Here is a 17,399-nt window from a genome sequence, read left to right as displayed (position 1 = left end):
CTTATAGAGTTACCGTCGGCGTCAATTTACCCTGCTGCTGTAAGCGAACTGGACGAGCCTGCCCAAGCCAGTCCAATGTGGGCGAGCCGGTTCGGCGCCGAAAGGATTTCCATGCTCACCGTTATCCTGCCCGCCAGCAATGAGTCAGCGCTCCTCGGCCGCTGTATCGCGGCGCTCCTCGACAGCACATTCGAACAACCGACAGCTTGGCAATTGATCGTCGCCGCCAATGGTTGCCGCGACGATACGGTGACCATAGCGCGCTCTTTTGTCGGCGCCGCCAGCAACAGGGGCGTGGAATTGACCGTCCTCAACATTGCCCAAGGCAACAAGCTCAACGCCATCAATCTGGGGGAGGCCGAGGGCAGGGGCGATGCGCTCGTCTATATTGACGCCGATGTGGTGGTGGAGCCGTCTCTACTCGCTCAACTGGCCCAGGCGCTTGATCGGCCATCGCCGACCTACGCCACCGGAACGCTGCGGATCGCGCCAGCGGTCACCTGGGCGACGGGCCTTTACGCCCGCTTCTGGAGCCGGCTGCCTTTCGTGGTCGATGGTGCGCCGGGATGTGGCGTCTTTGCCGTCAACAGGGCAGGGCGCCAGCGTTGGGGGCAATTTCCATCCATCATTTCCGATGACACCTTCGTGCGTCTGCATTTTGCGCCGTCCGAGCGCGTCAATGTCCCGGCCGGTTTCAGCTGGCCCATGGTCGAAGGTTTCGCCAATCTCGTCCGCGTCCGCCGCCGGCAGGATCGGGGCGTCGAGGAGATCGATCGTCTCTACCCGCACCTGCTTGCCAATGAGGGCAAGTCGCAGTCCAACCTGCCGCGGCTCGCTGCCGCCGATCCGATCGGCTTTGGCCTCTATTCGCTGGTGGCGCTGATGACCAAGCTGCCCACACGCTCGGGCGGCACCTGGGTGCGCGGCCGCTAGGCCTGCAGCGCCGCCACTGGCATATCCACCGGATTGTCCGAAGGATTATAGATGCCATATTGCTCGATGTCGGCGATCACCCGTCCGACAATGCGCCGACCGATCTTGGCTACGCCATCGCTGAAGCCATAGACAAGGCACTTGTCCGCCACGATATTGAGCGAGCGCGGCGTGCCCTTGGCATAGTCGAAAATCTCGTAGATGGCCGGTCGGGAGAAAATCCCGGGCCGCCCGCCAGCCACCCGCAAGCGGTGCTCGAAATAGGGCACGGCATCCGTCCGCGCCAGCGGCGGCAGGTGAAAATCAGATGACACGCGCTGGGCAAGCTGCCGCATGCTGGGTTCGCGCAGCATCTGGCGCAGCTCGGGCTGCCCCACCAGCACCAGCTGCAGCAGCATGCGATCGACATTGAGATTGCTCAGCATGCGCAGCTCTTCAAGTCGCTCCGCCTTGAGATTCTGCGCCTCGTCGATCACCAGCACGACGCGGCGTCCGCTTTCTGCCTGTCGCAGCAGGAAGTCGCCGAAATCACGATGCAGGCGCGGATAGGACAGGCCTTCGAACGGCTGACGGAAAGCCATCATGATCCATTCCATCAGCGTGCCCGAGGCGATGGAGGTCGTCGAGATCAATCCCAGCGTCACCGGCATGCCGGGAATGGAATGGACCAGCTTGTGCACCAGCGTCGTCTTGCCCGAACCGATCGCGCCCGTGATCACGGTAAAGCCGGCCTGTCCGACCAGGCCATACTCCAGCATGGCATAGGCGATCTGGTGATGTCGGCCGAGATAGAGGAAATGCGGGTCCGGCAGGATGGAGAAGGGCCGGACCTGCAGCCCGAAATGTCGCTCATACATGGTACAACGCCAATACGCGGCTAGAGGTCATAATCCCGTGCCTTGTTGAGCACCAGCTGAACGCTTGCCGCGTCGTGCAGATAGCTCTTGCAGGTCTCAAGCTCCGCCTTGGTCGACTTGCCAGTGGCCAGCACGAGAAGAGCCAGGTCGAGTTCGGAAATGAAAGAACCGACGCGATCGTCAGTGAGCAGTGGCGGCAGGTCCAGCACGATGGTGACCGGGCCCAGGTCGCGACGAGCACCGGCGGCCCAATTGCGCAAGGCCAGCTTCAACTCGTCACCCGACTTGCCGTCGACCACTGGCCGCAGGCTCGCCACACGCAAGGAGGTGTCGCCAACCTCGAGGGTCATCACCGTATCGCGCAGGGCGCTTGGTGACAGATCCATCTGGTCAATGCCAAGCTGGCGCCACCAGCCCTGGCCCGCCGGCGTCAGATCGGCCAGCATCACCGCGCCCTTCTGCTGGCGCGCCAGCGAGAAGGCGAGGTTTATCGCCGTGGTCGAGGCGCCACAGCCAATGCTCGGCGAGGTGACGCCCAGGATCGGCCGATCGACCACGCGTGGCGACAGGTCACGCGTGCAAGTGTTGCGCAAGACGTCGAAGGTCCGGGTAATGCCGTCGCTGCCGTCAAAACTGACGATGCGATTGGCCTTGAGCTTGTCTGGTGACAATGCCAGCACCCGCTCGCTGATCTTGAGCTGCGGAATATCCGTGGTTGGCAGCGTTTGGACCTGGGACCAACTTGGGTCCTGGGCACGCGCGAGAGCATTGATGAAGCTTTCCATGTGTATCTCCTGCTCAGCTGTGCCTGGCCGCGTCCTGCGTCCGTTCCGCCGACTGTTCATGCGGCGTGTCGATACTGGTTGATCCCGACAATGCGCCCAAGGCCAAGAGCCCTGCAAGCGAGGCGAGCCGCGCCCGGGGAGTTTTGCCCTTGTTCGGTTTCCAGCTGGGGATAACTGCCAGCGTGCCACCCTCGAGGATGTCCCTCAGGTCGCGCTTGCTCTTGATCGTCCGGTCGAGCAGGTCGAGCAGGATCAGGATGCCGAAGCCGGCAAACAGGGACAGCGCCGCCACCATGGCCATGTTGCGCGTGCGGGTGCTGCTGGTGGGATTGGTCGGAACATCGGGCTGGTCGATGATCGAGATCTGCGATTGCGTCTGGGTTGTCTCGAGCCGCTCGCCGATCCGCGCCGTGTCGAGGCGGTTCTGCATGTCAGCGAGATTTTCCTCGGCGGCTTCGTGGCGACGCTGCAGCGTCAACATATCGGCCTCGACGCCTGGCATCTGCGCAATCCTGCCGCGCAACCAGCTGAGCCGTTCCTCGATTTCGGCGCGCCGCGTCGCATAGTCGGCTTCCTGTTGCCGCGCCGAAGCGATGCGTTCGGCCAGCATGGCGCCTTCGGCGGTGACGGCAGTGACGACCGGCTCTGTCGCATCGGCGGGGGTCTCGCCCAAACCATCGGTGCTGTTTTCGAGCGCGGCAATGCGCGAACGCAGCGAGATGATCTCGGGATGCGTATCCGAATAGGTTATCTGCTTGGTTGCCAGTTCCTGACGCAGTGCAGCGAGCTGTGTTTCGGTGCCAGCAATCGGTCGATTGGCGACCGAGAGCTGGGTTTCGAGAACACGGGTGTCCGCAGCCAGGGTCGTGCTGGCCGTCTGGATGGTCTGCATCTCGCCCTGCAGTTCCTGCATTTCCGTCGAATAGATCGACAACCGGCTGGGCAGCAGCGCCTCGTTGGTGGCGATGAACGCATTCCACTCTGCGTCAAGCTGCACCGTCTGGTCGCGCCGGTTGATGACTTCCTGTTCAAGGAAGGTCCGCAGGTCGGTCGCTTCGGTGAGACGCGCCGTGCGATTATCGAGGATGAGCATCTTGACGATCTCGCCGGCACCAGCGGCGGCCATTTCGGGCGTGTCGGCCATGAAACCGATGGTCAAGACCGCCGAGTTCGATGACGGATCATTGGGATTGGTCGGCATGACCTGCAGCGTGATCAGCCGGCGAACGGTATCGGCAATCTGGCCATTGGTCATGCTGGCGCGCATCTGCGGAAACAGCTCGAGCGTGTTCGCCAGCGCCACCAGATTGTCGCGCGCAAAGATGCGCTGCTCGAAAAACTGCAGGCGCTCGTTGGTCACGGTCGACTGGACCAGCGTGCCCGAGGTCTCCGGCGACTGTGCAGCCACGCGCGCGGTCGACAGGTAAACCCGTGGCTCCTGCATCACGACATAGCCGCCGATGCCCGCCACCACCAGCATGGGCAGCAGCCAGCGGAACGGGTGGCGCCGCAGCAGGCTCCAGTAGTAGCGCACGAGAAAGAGTTCATTCTCCATGGTCTGGGCCTTGCTAGCTGGGTTCGCTCACTGCCGTCGGCAGCGAGGTCGTGTTGTCCGGGACAGGTGTCGCAGCCGATGTGCCGGGCTCCGCGTCGAGCGTGCTCATGGTGACGCGGATCAGGTCACCGGCAAGGATCGTGCTGCGCTCGGTGGCGTCGACATCAAGTTCGCCGCTGTCGCTGGTACGAATGATTTCGTAGCGCAGGACGGTCGGGCTCTCGGCTGATGGCTCATAGAGTGACAGCGTCTGCAGATAATTCGCCAGATCTTCGGTCAAGGCCTCGCGCTCCCGCTCGGCGGCGCTCAGGTCTGTGACGAGCCCAACATGATACTGCTGGACCAGCGTGGCGACCCGGCTTTGCTCGGTCATGATCGCGGCCTGCTGTGTCGCAATGCTGGTCCGCAACTGGCTGATGGAGGTTTGCATATCGACGATATTGACCTCGATTTCGCGCACCTGGCTCGCTTGCACCACGCCGCGCTCCGCCAGGGTGCTGGTCGCTGACAGGCGTTCCTGTGACAGGGCGATACGCTCGGTGATGCCCTTGATCTGGTCGTCGATCGCCGCGATCGACTCCTGGTTGATCGTCGTCAGCCTGGCGGATGCAGCCTGCTGGTCGCGGATATTGTTGTCCTGCATCGTCATCAGCGATTGTTCGCGACCGGCAAAGCCAGCGGCCCCAGCCGCGCTCACTTCGGCAGGCACGGTGAATTCGTCCTGGCCGGCTATCTGCGCATTGAGCCGGGCAATGATGATGTTGAGCTCGTCCATGCGCTTCTGCCCATTGGCGATCAGCCCCTGGACTTCCATCGACCGGTCGCGGTCGGAGGCTTCGAGCGCGGTGCGGTAGAGCCCGCCGGCAACACTGACCGCATGCAGCACAGTCATGCCGGGGCGGAATGGATATTGGCCGGGGGCTTCGACATCGCCAGCAATGAAGATGCTGGGCTGGTTCTGTTCGCTGGGCACCAGCGATACGTTGAGCCCCACGTCTTCCTTGAAAAACGGCTGCAGCCGGTCGATCAGCGCGCCCTGCAGCGCCTCGATCGTCATGCCCTGTGCCTGCATCGCACCGGCAAGCGGCATGGAAATCCATCCGTCAGGGGCGAGCGTAACGTTCCGCGTCAAGTCGGCCGACTGCGCAACCCAGATTTCGACGGCGTCTCCGGGCTGGAGTCGGTAGGTCGACTGGGCAAAAACTGGCTGCGCGCAAAAAAGAAAGCACAGCAGAGAAAACAACTTAGTTGCGTGCATTTTTCTTTTTGCCCTGCTCTCGCTCTCCCGATGTTAATTCACTATTCCGCTGCCGGAGCGTTGTCCATTGACTGTCCAGATCAATGGTAAATGTGATCGGATTCAAGTCGTGTGTGTAGCCTTGCTGTTACACAAGCCTGTGGATACCGGTCTTTTCGTAACCGACAACAGTATCCCAAACAGTCCGCTGGATAAGTTCGGCAAGCTGTGGTCCGGGAGGTGTCGCGGGACTGTTGTCTGCCTTCATCAGCGCATGTGGAAGGCCGGTCGGGTCGGTCTGGTAAAGTACAGCGTAGTGAGTAACTGCGATGACGTAATTGCCCAGGTCGCTGAGGTGGATTGTGTCTTGCGATCCGTCCGCCGCTATTGCGAAGAAATCCTCGAGCCGGGATACGCCGTCGATGCCACCGGCCGCCATAACCGCCTTGACCGTCGCGGCAAGGGCCTGCCCGCCGGGAATGAGATAGATAGGCTCTCCGCCGGCGCGCACTGCCGGAAGCAGGATCTCGGCTTCCCAGTGCCGGGCCAGGTCTTTCTCGACACGGACGAGCCAGCCTTCCTCGTCATCGATGGTTGGCCAGCTTTCATAGAAATACAGCCGCACGCTGGGATTGGCGGCGCGGGCCCGTCTGGCCCAGCGATGCAGATAGTCGGCGCTGTCGTGGTAGCGGATCGCATCGCGGATCTCGACCATTTCGGTGAAGACAACCGCGTCATAGCCCCCGCCGTCCACAGCACCGGGCGCGCCGCGGGCCGCAGGATGATCATTCTCCTCGACGAGACCATTGACCTCGTCGTCCCAATGCCCCTTGAGCGATGTGCCCCAGCCGATCTGGAAATGCGAGGCATGTCCCTCACCCGCCAATTGCGCGAGCATGACCGGCATGTCCCGTCCCACCAGGCTATGGCCAAGATGAAAGACGGTCTGTGGTCCGGTTGGCGCTGTCAGCGGCGTCGCATAGAGATCGCGCGCTTCCGCCTCGGTCAACACGGCGCGCGGCGTCTTGCGGCAGCCGAGCAGCACGCCAGCCAGCCCCCCGATCATTGCAGTCAAGGCGATCCTACGCAGCACGCCATCTCCCCGAAGTACTGTCTGTCGGGGTCAGTGTTTCAGAATTTACCGAGATTCACAAAGCGCGTTATTGCAGAGCTGCGATCTGTTAGTGTTCATGGTGAGATTGGTTCTTATCTGTTGTGGGGCGACAATGCATGAATTGACGATCGCCATCGTGAACTACAGAACTGCCCACCTGACGATTGATTGCCTGGCCTCGATCATTGCCGATCCTTTCCTGCCAGCCTCGACGCGCGTCATGGTGGTCGATGGCGTATCCGGCGATGGTTCGGGAGAACTGATCCGGTCGGCGATCGCGGACAATGGCTGGACCGATCGCATCGCCTGCATCGACCTGCCCATCAATGGCGGTTTTGCCTATGGCAACAACCAGGCCATCCACGCCGCCGACACCCGCTGGGACAAGGCGCGTGCCTATCTGTTGCTCAATCCGGACACTCTGGTTCGACCCGGCGCCATCGGCCACCTGGTGCAATTCCTCGCCCGGCACGCTGATGCGGGCATCGTCGGCAGCCTGCTCGAAGACCCAGATGGCACACCCCAGGCCTGCTCGTTCCGTTTCCCCTCGGCCCTGGGTGAGTTCGAAGGCGAGGCGCGGTTAGGTCCCGTTTCGCGCCTGCTCGACCGCTGGCGCGTGGTGCTGCCGATCGGCGCGTCACCCAGTCGCGCCGACTGGGTCTCCGGCGCCTCCATGCTGGTCCGTCGCGAGGTTCTCGATCAGATCGGCGAACTGGATGACGGCTATTTCCTCTATTACGAGGAACTGGATTTCTGCCGTCGCGCCGCCGATGCCGGCTGGCAGTGCTGGACGGTGCCGCAGAGTCACGTCGTCCATTTGTGCGGGCAATCGACCGGCGTCAGCTCCAGGGAGCCGCGGCGCCTCAATCGCCGGCCCGCCTACTGGTTCAACTCGCGCAATCGCTATTTCGAAAAGCATCATTCGCGCATCGGCAAGTTTGCCATTGATCTCGCCTGGATGGCCGGTCAATCCATCTGGCACCTGCGTCAGCTGCTGCAGCGCCGGCCCAACAATGACCCGCCGTTCCTCGTGCGCGATTTCCTCGCCAGCCTGTCGCCCTGGGCGAGCAAATGAGCAGCGACAGCGTCGGTGTCGTGGTCATCGGCCGCAATGAGGGCCAGCGGCTGGTCGATTGCCTCGCCTCGCTCGGCGAGCTGTCGGCGCGGACGGTCTATGTCGACTCCGGCTCCTCCGACGGCAGCCAGATCAAGGCCGAAATGGCTGGTGTCGCTGTCATCGACCTCGACCAGGCGCTGCCTTTTACCGCCGCCCGGGCCCGCAATGCCGGCTATGCCGCCCTGTTGAAGAGCCATCCCGACCTGCACCATGTCCAGTTCGTCGATGGCGACTGTACCCTCGATCCACGCTGGATCGAGACGGCGAGTGTGTTTCTCGATGGGCGGCCCGAAATTGCCCTGGTCTGCGGCCGGCGCCGAGAACGCCATCCCGAACACTCCGTCTACAATGCCATGTGCGACGCGGAGTGGAATGGGCCCAAGGGCGATATCGTCGAGAGTGGCGGGGACTTTCTGATCCGGACCGAGTGCTTTTCCGCTGTGGGTGGTTTTCGCGACAGCCTGATTGCCGGTGAGGAGCCCGAGCTTTGCCTGCGTCTGCGCGAGCGCGGCTGGAACATCTGGCGCCTCGATGCCGAGATGACACTGCATGACGCCAATATCCTGCAGTTCCGGCAATGGTGGCGCCGCGCCCTGCGGGCCGGCCACGCCTTTGCCGAAGTGGCCTTCCTTCACCGCGGGTCCCCCAAGCGGATCTGGCAGCGCAATGTGATCCGAGCGCTGGCCTGGTCGGCCATTGCACCGATCGCGCTCCTCGGGACCTTGATCACACCATGGTCGCTCCTGTTGTTGCTGGCCTATCCAGCCAATATCCTGCGCCAGGCCGGGCGGTCCGGATTGTCGCCCTCATCCTGGCGTGCTGCGCTCTATTCGACGATCGGCAAGTTCCCCGAGGCACAGGGCGTAATCAAATATCATCTGACCCGCCTGCGGCAGGGCCGATCCACCCTGATCGAATACAAATAGCATCTGTTGCCGCGCCAATGTCGATGTATGTATGCCATACATCTTGCGTGTCTCGCCTTTGCTCAAAACACATCAGGTTCAGCAAAGTAACCAATCTGGTAACGATTGCTGAGAGGGCGTTTATCACTAGTATTGATTGCGCTAGGATTGTTTCATGGGCTGCGGTGGGTTCAAAACCCGCCGCCGGGAATGAGGGCAATCTGCATGTTGGACGCTTCAGAGATTTCCGCGAGTGACATCGCCATCGTCGGCATGGCGCTGCGCGTTCCCGGAGCAAACACGGTCTCGGACTTCTGGGCCAACCTGTTGGGTGGTGTGGAATCCATCCGCCAGCTGACGCCCGAGGAACTGGCCGAAGCCGAGCGGGCCGGCGATCCGATCCACGAAGCCAATTACGTGCCGCGCACCTCCGACCTGCAGGAGATGGAATTTTTCGACGCCGACTTCTTTGGCCTCAGCCCCAAGGAAGCCGCGGTCATGGACCCCCAGCATCGCCACTTCCTCGAATGCGCCTGGGAGGCGCTCGAGGATGCCGCCCGCATGCCCAGCCGCCAGCAGGGCCCCGTCGGCGTTTTTGCCGCCAGCGGCATGGGCAGCTATTTCTATTTCAACGTTTGCAGCGACCGCGAACTGGTCGACCAGACCGGCATGTTCCTGCTGCGCCACACCGGCAATGACAAGGACTTCTTGTCCACCCGCGTCTCCTTCAGCCTCGACCTGCGCGGCCCCAGCGTCAATGTGCAGACCGCCTGCTCCTCCTCGCTGGTCGCCGTGCATTACGCCGCCCAGAGCCTGATGAATGGCGAATGTGACATGGCGCTGGCCGGTGGCGTCACCATCGAGCAGCCGCATCGCCGCGGCTATAGCTTCCAGGAAGGGGAAATCCTCTCCCCCGATGGCCATTGCCGCGCCTTCGATCATCGCGCTGCCGGCACGGTGTTCGGCAGCGGTGTCGGCGTCGTCGCACTGCGTCGCCTTTCCGATGCCATCGCCGATGGCGATACCATCCATGCCGTCATCAAGGCTTCCGCCATCAACAATGACGGCGCCAGCAAGGCGGGCTATCTCGCCCCCAGCGTCACCGGCCAGGCCGAAGCGATCATCGAGGCCCAGGGCCTCGGCGGCATCGAACCCGACAGTATCGGCTATGTCGAATGCCACGGCACCGGCACCTATCTCGGCGATCCCATCGAAATCCAGGCGCTGACCGAAGCCTTCCGCCTCGGCACCCAGCGCCGCAATTTCTGCCGCGTCGGTTCGGTCAAATCCAATATCGGCCACCTCGATACGGCCGCCGGCGTCGTCAGCCTCATCAAGGCTGCGCTGACCGTCAAGCACGGCAAGATCCCGCCTACGCTTGGTTTTGAAAAGCCCAATCCGGCCATCGATTTCACCAATAGCCCCTTTGTTGTCAACGACAAGCTGACCGATTGGGCGGCGACCGCTGCGCCGCGTCGCGCTGGCATCAATTCGCTGGGTGTCGGCGGCACCAATGCACATGTCGTCATCGAGCAGCCGCCTAAGGTGGCCTCCGCGACCGCCGGGGGCGACAGCGAACCGACCTTGCTGCTGCTCTCGGCCAAGAGCCGTAAGGCGCTCGACGCGGCCCAGGTCCGCCTCGGCGAATTCATCCGCGATAACGCCGATACCCCGCTTGCCGACATCGCCCATACGCTACTCCATGGCCGTGAGGCTTTCGAGCATCGCGCCGCCCTCGCCGTGCGCGACCATGCCGATGCCAGCAACGCCTTGCTGACACCCGAGCTCAAGCGCGTGTCCGCACACACAGCGCTCGACAATGCTTCCGGCGCGGTTTTCCTCTTCCCCGGCGGTGGAGCCCAGCACCACGGCATGGCGCGCAATCTCTATCGCAACGACAAGGCCTTCCAGCGCCTCGTCGATGAAGGCATTGCCTATCTGCCTGTCCCGGCCGCTGCCGAACTGCGCACCGCCTGGCTCGAAGCCGACGAGCCCGCTGCCCGCCTGCTGCGCCCCTCGATCCAGCTGCCCGCCATTCTCATCATCGAGGTTGCCCTCGGCCGCCTCTTCATGGCGCGCGGCATTACGCCCAAGGCGCTAGTTGGCCACTCCATGGGCGAAAATTCTGCGGCCTGTCTTGCCGGTGTTTTCACCTTCAAGGATGCGGTCAACCTCGTCCGCCTGCGCGGCGAGCTCTTCGAAAGCCTGCCCAAAGGCGGCATGCTGTCGGTGCCGGTCGGCGAGGCACAGCTACGCGACCTGCTCCCGGCAGAACTCGACATGGCCTCGGTCAATGCCCCCGGCCTCTGCGTTGTCTCCGGCCCCGATGAGGCGCTCGATGGCTTTACCGAACGCCTCAAGGCCCAAGGGATCGATGCCAGCCGCATCACCATCGACGTCGCTGCTCATTCGCAGATGCTCGAGCCGATCCTCGCGCCTTTCCGGGCCTTCCTCGCCAGCATCCGCCTCAGCCCGCCCAACATCCGCATCATCTCCAATGTCACCGGACAGACGCTGTCTGCCGCCGATGCCACCAGCCCGGATTACTGGACGCGCCACCTGCGTTCCACAGTGCGCTTCGAACAGTGCCTGGCCGAACTGAGCGGCGATGCATCGCTCATCTATATCGAGACCGGTCCGTCGCGCGCCCTGTCCTCGTTGGCCAAGGCGCAGGGCAATATCGACGCCAACCGCGTCATCAACGCCCTGCCGCATCCCGATGAAAAGGTCGATGACCAGATCTATTGCCTGACCGCCATCGGTCGCGTCTGGGCCACCGGCCTCTCGGTGCCGGCCGAAAAGCTCGTCTCCGCCGGCCGCCGTATTCACTTGCCCAGCTATCCCTTCCAGCATCGCAAATTCTTCATCGAGCGCCAGCAGCCGTCAGCCGAGGGCGAAGCCCCGCTGCTGCGTCTCGACGACATGGCCGCCTGGGGCTATCGCCCGGCCTGGCGCCGCTCCGTCCCCGACATCGTCGCCGGTGGCACCGCCGAGAAGCACACTTTTCTTGTCTTCCTCAACGACGCCGATACCGGGCAACGCCTAGCGCAACGCCTGCGCGATCAGGGCCATCGCGTCGTGACCATCGCCGCTGGCGATGGCTTCGCGCGCCGCGATGCCGATACCTATGTCGTCTGCCCCGAACATGGCCGCGCCGGCTATGACGCGCTCGCCGCCGGCCTTGCCGCCGATCAGGTCAACCCCGACCGCGTCGCCTACCTGCCGCTGCTGACCCACACCGCCAGCTTCCGCCCCGGCTCGAGCTTCTTCAACCGCATCCAGGAAAATGGCTTCCAGGGCCTGATGCATCTCATGCAGGCGCTGTCCGAGGCCAATATCGCGCCAAAGCTGCATATCACCGCCATCACCAATGGCGCCCAGCAGGTCGATGGCGAAGGCCTGGCGCATCCGGAAAAGGCCACGCTCGAAGGTCCGGCCCTCGTCATTCCGCGCGAATTCGAAGGCACCACCCTGCGCCTCATCGACGTGGAGCTTGAAACCCGCGCTGCCGCCAATCGTGGCAGCAAGTCCAAGGCGTCTACCGTCACCGCGGACGACCTGCTCGAAACGCTTGTAGACGAACTCTCCGCCGACGCAGGTTCCGAAGTTGTCGCCTGGCGCAAGGCCCGCCGCTGGTCGCGCACCCATGTCGCCTTGCCGCTCACCGAGCCGCAGGATCGCACCGCGCTGTTCCGCGACAATGGCACCTACCTGCTGACCGGTGGTCTCGGCGATCTCGCCCTGACCTTTGCATCCCAGCTCGTGACCACCAAAAAAGCCCGCATTGCGCTCCTCGCTCGCACGGCCCTGCCGACGCGCGAACAATGGCCAGTGCTCACCCGTGTCCTGCCAATCACTGACCGCCGCCGCACCGCCATCTCCGCCATCGAGGCCATGGAACAGGCTGGCGGCGAAGTGCTCGCGCTGCAGGGCGACGTCACCAATCCGCTCGATGTGAAGAACGCGCTCGACCAGATCACGGCGAAGTGGGGCAGCCTCACCGGCGTGCTCCACACGGCCGGCATGGTCGATGATGCGCCTTTGCTCGCCAAGACGGTCGAGTCCGCCGAGCTGGTGCTCGCGCCCAAGGTGGTCGGCACCATGGTGCTGGCCGAAGCCTTGGCCGATCAACCGATCGAAACCCTGGTGCTTTTCTCCTCGACCAGTAGCGATTCCGCGCCTGCCGGCCAGGTCGACTATGTCGCCGCCAATGCCTTCCTCAACGCCTTTGCCGAAAGCCAGGCATCGCGTACTGACCGCAAGACTGTTGCCGTCCACTGGGGCATCTGGACCCAGGTTGGTATGGCTGCCCGCAGCATTGTCGAAAGCGACGAAGCCACCAGGACGCTCCAGCCGGCCAAGGGCCCCTTCTTCCAGCGCTGGATCGAGGATGGCGACGGCACGGTCTGGCTCGAGGCCGACATCGCCGCCAGGACCAACTGGCTGTTCAATGAACACCGCCTGGCCTCCGGCGAAGCTCTCATGCCCGGCACTGGCTATGTCGAACTGATCAGCCAGGCCATGCGCGAGGCTGACCTGCCTGCCATGGCCATCACCGATCTCGAATTCCGCAGCCCCATGTTTGCTCCCGAGGGACAGCTTCTCTCGGTCCGCCTCGGCTTCGGCTATGCCCACGGCGCCTATTCGGTCACCGTCGCCTCCTCGACCGGCGATGGCGTCATCGTCAATGCCCTGGCCCATCTCACGCCGGCTCAACCGGTTCTCGCCACCCTGGATGTCGCGACGATCCAAGCCCGCACCACGCTGCGCACTGCTGCTGCCCAGCCCGGCGAAGCGCTGAAGTCTGCGCAGGAGGATCACCTGCGCTTCGGTCCGCGCTGGAAAGTGCTGCGCACCCAGCAATCCGGCGCCAATGAAGCCTTCGCCCGCCTGGCACTGGCCGATAGCTTCAAACCCGACCTCGCCGCTGGCTACCAGACCCATCCAGGCCTGCTTGATATCGCCACCGGCTTTGCCATGGATATCGTGCCCGGCTATACCGGCTCCAACACGCTGTGGGCGCCCGCCTCCTATGGCCGCATCACCCAGCTGCAGCCGCTGCCCGCCGAAATCGTCAGCTGGGTCCGCCTCGCCGACAGCACCGCCTATGGCGAAGGTTTTGCCGGTTTCGACATCGTGCTGGCCACCCCTGAAGGCGCAGTGCTGCTCGTGGTCGAAAAGCTCCTGCTCCGCCGCATCGAGGCATCGCAGGGTCTCGTCCGCATGCCCGCGCCCAAGCGGCACCAGACCGTTTCCGGCAATGCCCAGCGCCAGCTCGCCAAGCAGGTTCGCCAGGGCATCCTGCCGCATGAAGCGCTCGATGTCCTCGAGCGCGCCCTTGCCACCGGCGCCACCCAGCCCGTGGTCAGCTCCATGGATCTGCCCGGCCTCATCCGCCGCGCCGACCTGATGGCTTCGGGTCCGCGCAAGTCGGGGCTCGATTTCGGTCGCTCGACGGATCTCGACAGCAGCTTCGTCGCGCCCTCGACGACCACCGAACTGCGCCTTGCCAGCTTCTGGCGCGAACTGCTCGGCATCGAGCAGATCGGCATTGACGACAATTTCTTCGACATCGGCGGCCATTCGCTGGTCGCCGTGCGGCTGTTCCGCTCCATCCGCAAGGAATTTGGCGTCGATCTGCCGATCTCGACGCTCTTTGAAGCGCCCACCATTGCCTTGCTCTGCAAGCTCCTGCCGGTGGCTGCCAATGACGAACTCGACGTCAAGCCGGCAGCCGATGCCCAGCTCGCCGTGGCGCTGACCCATCGCGTTGCCATGCATATCCCCGCCGATGCCAGCGCCACCCCGCTGTTCATCTGCGCCGGCATGTTCGGCAATGTGCTCAACCTGCGCCAGCTGGCGCGTCAGGTCGGTACTCAGCGCCCGGTCTATGGCCTGCAGGCGCGCGGCATCTATGGCGATACGCCGCCGCATGAAACCTTCGAGGAAGCCGCTGCCAGCTGCATCGTCGAAATGCGGGCCATCCACCCCGAAGGCCCCTATCTCCTGGCCGGTTTCTCCGGCGGTGGTCTCGTTGCCTATGAAATGGCGCAACAGTTGAAAGCCGCCGGCGAAGAGGTCAGCCAACTGATCATGCTCGATACGCCGCTGCCGACCCAGCCCGACCTCAGCAAGTTCGACCGCGTCACCATGAAGCTGCAGGATCTGCGCCGCGATGGCACGGGCTTCTTCACCCGCTGGATTGCCGACCGCATCGCCTGGCAGCAGGAAAAGCTGCAGAAGCAGGAAGGCCTGGCTGTTGCCGGCGGTACCGATCGTCTCAACAACGAAGCCGTCGAAGCCGCCTTCCGCCGCGCCCTCATCCGCTATCAGGTCCGCCCCTATGCCGGCAGCGTCGCCCTGTTCCGCCCGCAGCCCGAGATCGAATATCACCTCTCCAATGGGCGCAAGCTCATGGCCGGCCGCAATTTCTTCTTCGAAGACAATGGCTGGACGCCCCTCGTGGACACATTGTCGGTGGTGGTGGTTCCCGGCGACCATGATTCCATGGTCCTCGACCCCAGTGTCCGGGTGCTGAGCAATCACATCCGTCGCCTGCTGGCCGCGGCCGATACTGGCGTGGACAAACGAAAGGCCGCCGAATAACGGCGGCCTTGATCGGTCCAGGCATCGAAGGAATGGCTCAGGGGCCCTTGGGTCCCATCAGCTCCAGCCAGTAGAGCCGCAGCAGCGGCGGCACCGAATAGACATAGCGCTTCCACAACCGTCGCGGCTCGGTCGCGATCCGGTGCAGCCATTCCATACCGCTCCGGTTCATCCAGGCCGGCGCCCGCGCCCGGTCTCCGGTGATGAATTCCAGCGATGCGCCGACGCACAGCGCCGTACCATGCGCCTGCCCACTGGCCCGCGTTTTGGCTGCAATCACTTCCGACTGCGGACTGCCGATGGCGATAAAGATGAAGCGCGCCGGGTGATCCACGATGAAATCGACCGCCGCACACAGCGCATCCGGCTTGTCGAGCACGCCGAAGGGCGGCACATGCCAGTGGAAGGTGACCTCCGGAAAGCGCGCCATCAGCTTGCTGGCTATCTCTTCGCGCGCCACGATCAGCGTCACCACATCGCCCGCCTCGAGCAGGCTGTCAAAGATCGCCTTGGTCAGGTCCGATCCGGTCACATGCGTCAGTGGTCGTCCAACCGTGTGCGACAAAACCTGCAACGGCTTGCTGTCGCATAGGCAAAGGCTTGCCTGATTATACTGCGTCAGCGTGGCCGGCTGCGCCGCCAGTCGCACGATGTGATCGACATTGGGTGTCACCACATAGCTGAATCCATCATCGGATCGGCACAGGCGCATCTTGTCGATGACCTGCCATTGTTCGAGGCAATCAAAGAATACGCCGAGAAACCGGGTGCGCTCCGGATGTACCTCAAGGGTTGCTGTTGCTGCAATTTCTCCCCCCATCTGCATTCCTCCTATGCAGGCCAGGGCGTGACATCAGACACCTGTCCGCCCTCGGCAAAGAGTTCACGCGGCAAGGGATGACTGATGAAGTTCATCGGGCTTGCCGTTGGGCCATAGGCCCCGCTTGGATGAATGGCGATCAAATCGCCCGCTGTCAGGACGGGCAGCTCGGCGCCCGCCGCAAGACGGTCGATCGAGGTGCAGAGCGGTCCGTGAATGTCGTATTTCGTGAGTTGTTTTCCGCCACCGACGCGGTGCAGCAGATAGTTGCGGCGCAGCACCATGCCGAACTGACCGGTCGCCGCCAGATGCGCATTCATGCCGCCATCGCACAGCACCACCTGTGCGCCGCGCGACGGCTTGACCCGCAGCACGCGGGTCAGGAACACCCCGGCCTCGCCCACCAGATGCCGCCCCAGCTCAAGCACCAGCTCGGTGCCGGCAAAGCGACTATCTTTCTTGAACTGCTCAAGGTCCTCGGCGATGCCGGCGGCAATCTCGGCCGTATCCAGCGCCACGTCCCCCGCATGATGCGGAATGCCGAGGCCCGAGCCGAACACCAGCCGCTCCGGCACGAGGTCGATCATCTCGGAAAAACGGCGGAATTCGGCAAGGAAGATGCGCCAGTTTTCAATGACAGCGGCAGGCTTCAACGACTGCGTGCCCGAATAGATATGCAGCCCTACGACATGCAGATGGTCCATCGCCGCGATCTGCCGCAGCGCCGGCTCGGCGTCTTCCACGTCGATCCCGAACGGGCTCGGCCGGCCAGCCATGTGATCGCCGAAACCTTTGGGAACATGGTCCGGCGCCAGCCGCACCAGGACTGACTGGCGGCGTCCCAGGCTTCTGGCGATATCATTGGCCGTTTCCGCCTCTTCGAGGCTTTCCAGCACGAGTTCACCGACGCCAAAAGCGATGGCCTCCTCGATCTCTGCCTGTCGCTTGGCCGGTCCGGTAAAGCTCAATTCGGAGGCTGGCCATCCCACCGAGGTCGCACGGCGCACCTCGCCGATGGATGACACATCGAGATAGGGCACGCGGCCGCGCAGCCAGCCCAGCAGCGCGGGGTTGGGATTGGCCTTGACCGCATAGCTCAGCGCAAACCATTTGCCGAAGTTTTGCTCGAGCTCGGCCAGCCGCGTCTCGATGCGGTCCGCCACATAGAGATAGCTCGGCGTGACGAAGCGCTCCGCAGCATCGGCCAGCATTGGATCGAGATCAGTCCAGGGTTGCAGCATAGGCGACAATCCGGCCAATCGTGTCGAAATTATCCAGCGTCACATCCGCCGGCCGCACCTCGCCACCGCTGCGCTGCTCGATGAACATGATGACGCTCATCATCGACACCGAATCCAGCAGCCCGGTGGAAAACAGTTCCGTGTCATCATCGAGCGCCTGCTCGATCGACAACTCTGTCTGCAGATAGTCGCGAAGCTCGTCGGCGGTGAACTCTGTCTTGGTGGCCAT

The 17,399-nt window shown here is 63.4% G+C and carries 12 protein-coding genes; 4 read left to right on the top strand and 8 right to left on the bottom strand.

Going from position 1 to position 17,399, the window contains the following annotated elements; translation table 11 throughout:
* The first annotated feature begins 111 nt into the window (after positions 1 to 111).
* Positions 112 to 933: a glycosyltransferase family 2 protein gene (locus P0Y65_16210; protein WEK03721.1), complete on the top strand. Its 822-nt coding sequence runs from the start codon at positions 112 to 114 to the stop codon at positions 931 to 933.
* Here P0Y65_16210 and P0Y65_16205 read toward each other — a convergent pair.
* The 5 genes from P0Y65_16205 to P0Y65_16185 all read right to left on the bottom strand — a co-directional run bounded on the left by P0Y65_16205 (position 930) and on the right by P0Y65_16185 (position 6,460).
* Entirely contained in the window at positions 930 to 1,790 is an 861-nt protein-coding gene (locus P0Y65_16205) for an AAA family ATPase (protein ID WEK03720.1), read from the bottom strand. The genes P0Y65_16210 and P0Y65_16205 overlap by 4 nt on opposite strands.
* A gap of 20 nt (positions 1,791 to 1,810) precedes the next feature.
* On the bottom strand, positions 1,811 to 2,575 hold the full coding sequence (locus P0Y65_16200; protein WEK03719.1) for a hypothetical protein: 765 nt from the start codon (positions 2,573 to 2,575) through the stop codon (positions 1,811 to 1,813).
* A 13-nt stretch (positions 2,576 to 2,588) separates the two neighbouring features.
* Complete coding sequence (locus P0Y65_16195; GenBank protein WEK03718.1) at positions 2,589 to 4,130, bottom strand: hypothetical protein; 1,542 nt, start codon at positions 4,128 to 4,130, stop codon at positions 2,589 to 2,591.
* A 13-nt stretch (positions 4,131 to 4,143) separates the two neighbouring features.
* Positions 4,144 to 5,388, bottom strand: coding sequence for a polysaccharide biosynthesis/export family protein (locus tag P0Y65_16190; protein WEK03717.1), 1,245 nt, complete (start codon positions 5,386 to 5,388; stop codon positions 4,144 to 4,146).
* A gap of 127 nt (positions 5,389 to 5,515) precedes the next feature.
* Positions 5,516 to 6,460, bottom strand: a complete 945-nt coding sequence (locus tag P0Y65_16185) for a hypothetical protein (GenBank protein ID WEK03716.1) — start codon at positions 6,458 to 6,460, stop codon at positions 5,516 to 5,518.
* 133 nt (positions 6,461 to 6,593) lie between these two features.
* Between P0Y65_16185 and P0Y65_16180 the strand changes: the two genes are divergently transcribed.
* From P0Y65_16180 to P0Y65_16170, 3 genes are all read left to right on the top strand, one after another.
* Positions 6,594 to 7,556: a glycosyltransferase family 2 protein gene (locus P0Y65_16180; GenBank protein ID WEK03715.1), complete on the top strand. Its 963-nt coding sequence runs from the start codon at positions 6,594 to 6,596 to the stop codon at positions 7,554 to 7,556.
* A complete protein-coding gene (locus P0Y65_16175) occupies positions 7,553 to 8,524 on the top strand; it encodes a glycosyltransferase (GenBank protein WEK03714.1) in 972 nt (323 codons plus the stop codon). The genes P0Y65_16180 and P0Y65_16175 overlap by 4 nt, the downstream gene beginning before the upstream one ends.
* Before the next feature lie 204 nt (positions 8,525 to 8,728).
* Positions 8,729 to 15,109 carry an SDR family oxidoreductase gene (locus tag P0Y65_16170; protein ID WEK03713.1) on the top strand — a complete coding sequence of 2,127 codons (6,381 nt, stop codon included), beginning with the start codon at positions 8,729 to 8,731 and terminating at the stop codon, positions 15,107 to 15,109.
* Positions 15,110 to 15,146: 37 nt separating this feature from the next.
* Here the strand turns inward: P0Y65_16170 and P0Y65_16165 are convergent, their stop codons facing one another.
* Genes P0Y65_16165 through P0Y65_16155 form a run of 3 tightly spaced genes read right to left on the bottom strand, consistent with a single transcriptional unit; the run spans position 15,147 to position 17,399 of the window.
* The gene (locus P0Y65_16165; GenBank protein WEK03712.1) at positions 15,147 to 15,929 is read right to left on the bottom strand and encodes a WecB/TagA/CpsF family glycosyltransferase; all 783 of its coding nucleotides are present in this window, start codon (positions 15,927 to 15,929) and stop codon (positions 15,147 to 15,149) included.
* A gap of 11 nt (positions 15,930 to 15,940) precedes the next feature.
* A complete protein-coding gene (locus P0Y65_16160) occupies positions 15,941 to 17,170 on the bottom strand; it encodes a type III PLP-dependent enzyme (protein ID WEK03711.1) in 1,230 nt (409 codons plus the stop codon).
* Positions 17,151 to 17,399, bottom strand: coding sequence for an acyl carrier protein (locus tag P0Y65_16155; GenBank protein ID WEK03710.1), 249 nt, complete (start codon positions 17,397 to 17,399; stop codon positions 17,151 to 17,153). The genes P0Y65_16160 and P0Y65_16155 overlap by 20 nt, the downstream gene beginning before the upstream one ends.

The organism is Candidatus Devosia phytovorans (assembly GCA_029202405.1).
Taxonomy (GTDB): Bacteria; Pseudomonadota; Alphaproteobacteria; order Rhizobiales; family Devosiaceae; genus Devosia; species Devosia phytovorans.
Note: the sequence above shows the minus strand (reverse complement) of the source record. Positions and strands in the feature narration are given on the sequence as shown.

Excerpts from the sequence above, each read along its gene's own strand:
- P0Y65_16175 (WEK03714.1), top strand. The coding sequence starts at position 7,553 with ATGAGCAGCGACAGCGTCGGTGTCGTGGTCATCGGCCGCAATGAGGGC.
- P0Y65_16200 (WEK03719.1), bottom strand. The coding sequence starts at position 2,575 with ATGGAAAGCTTCATCAATGCTCTCGCGCGTGCCCAGGACCCAAGTTGG.
- P0Y65_16160 (WEK03711.1), bottom strand. The coding sequence starts at position 17,170 with ATGCTGCAACCCTGGACTGATCTCGATCCAATGCTGGCCGATGCTGCG.
- P0Y65_16205 (WEK03720.1), bottom strand. The coding sequence starts at position 1,790 with ATGTATGAGCGACATTTCGGGCTGCAGGTCCGGCCCTTCTCCATCCTG.
- P0Y65_16190 (WEK03717.1), bottom strand. The coding sequence starts at position 5,388 with ATGCACGCAACTAAGTTGTTTTCTCTGCTGTGCTTTCTTTTTTGCGCG.
- P0Y65_16155 (WEK03710.1), bottom strand. The coding sequence starts at position 17,399 with ATGGCCACCAAGACAGAGTTCACCGCCGACGAGCTTCGCGACTATCTG.
- P0Y65_16195 (WEK03718.1), bottom strand. The coding sequence starts at position 4,130 with ATGGAGAATGAACTCTTTCTCGTGCGCTACTACTGGAGCCTGCTGCGG.
- P0Y65_16170 (WEK03713.1), top strand. The coding sequence starts at position 8,729 with ATGTTGGACGCTTCAGAGATTTCCGCGAGTGACATCGCCATCGTCGGC.
- P0Y65_16180 (WEK03715.1), top strand. The coding sequence starts at position 6,594 with ATGCATGAATTGACGATCGCCATCGTGAACTACAGAACTGCCCACCTG.
- P0Y65_16210 (WEK03721.1), top strand. The coding sequence starts at position 112 with ATGCTCACCGTTATCCTGCCCGCCAGCAATGAGTCAGCGCTCCTCGGC.
- P0Y65_16165 (WEK03712.1), bottom strand. The coding sequence starts at position 15,929 with ATGGGGGGAGAAATTGCAGCAACAGCAACCCTTGAGGTACATCCGGAG.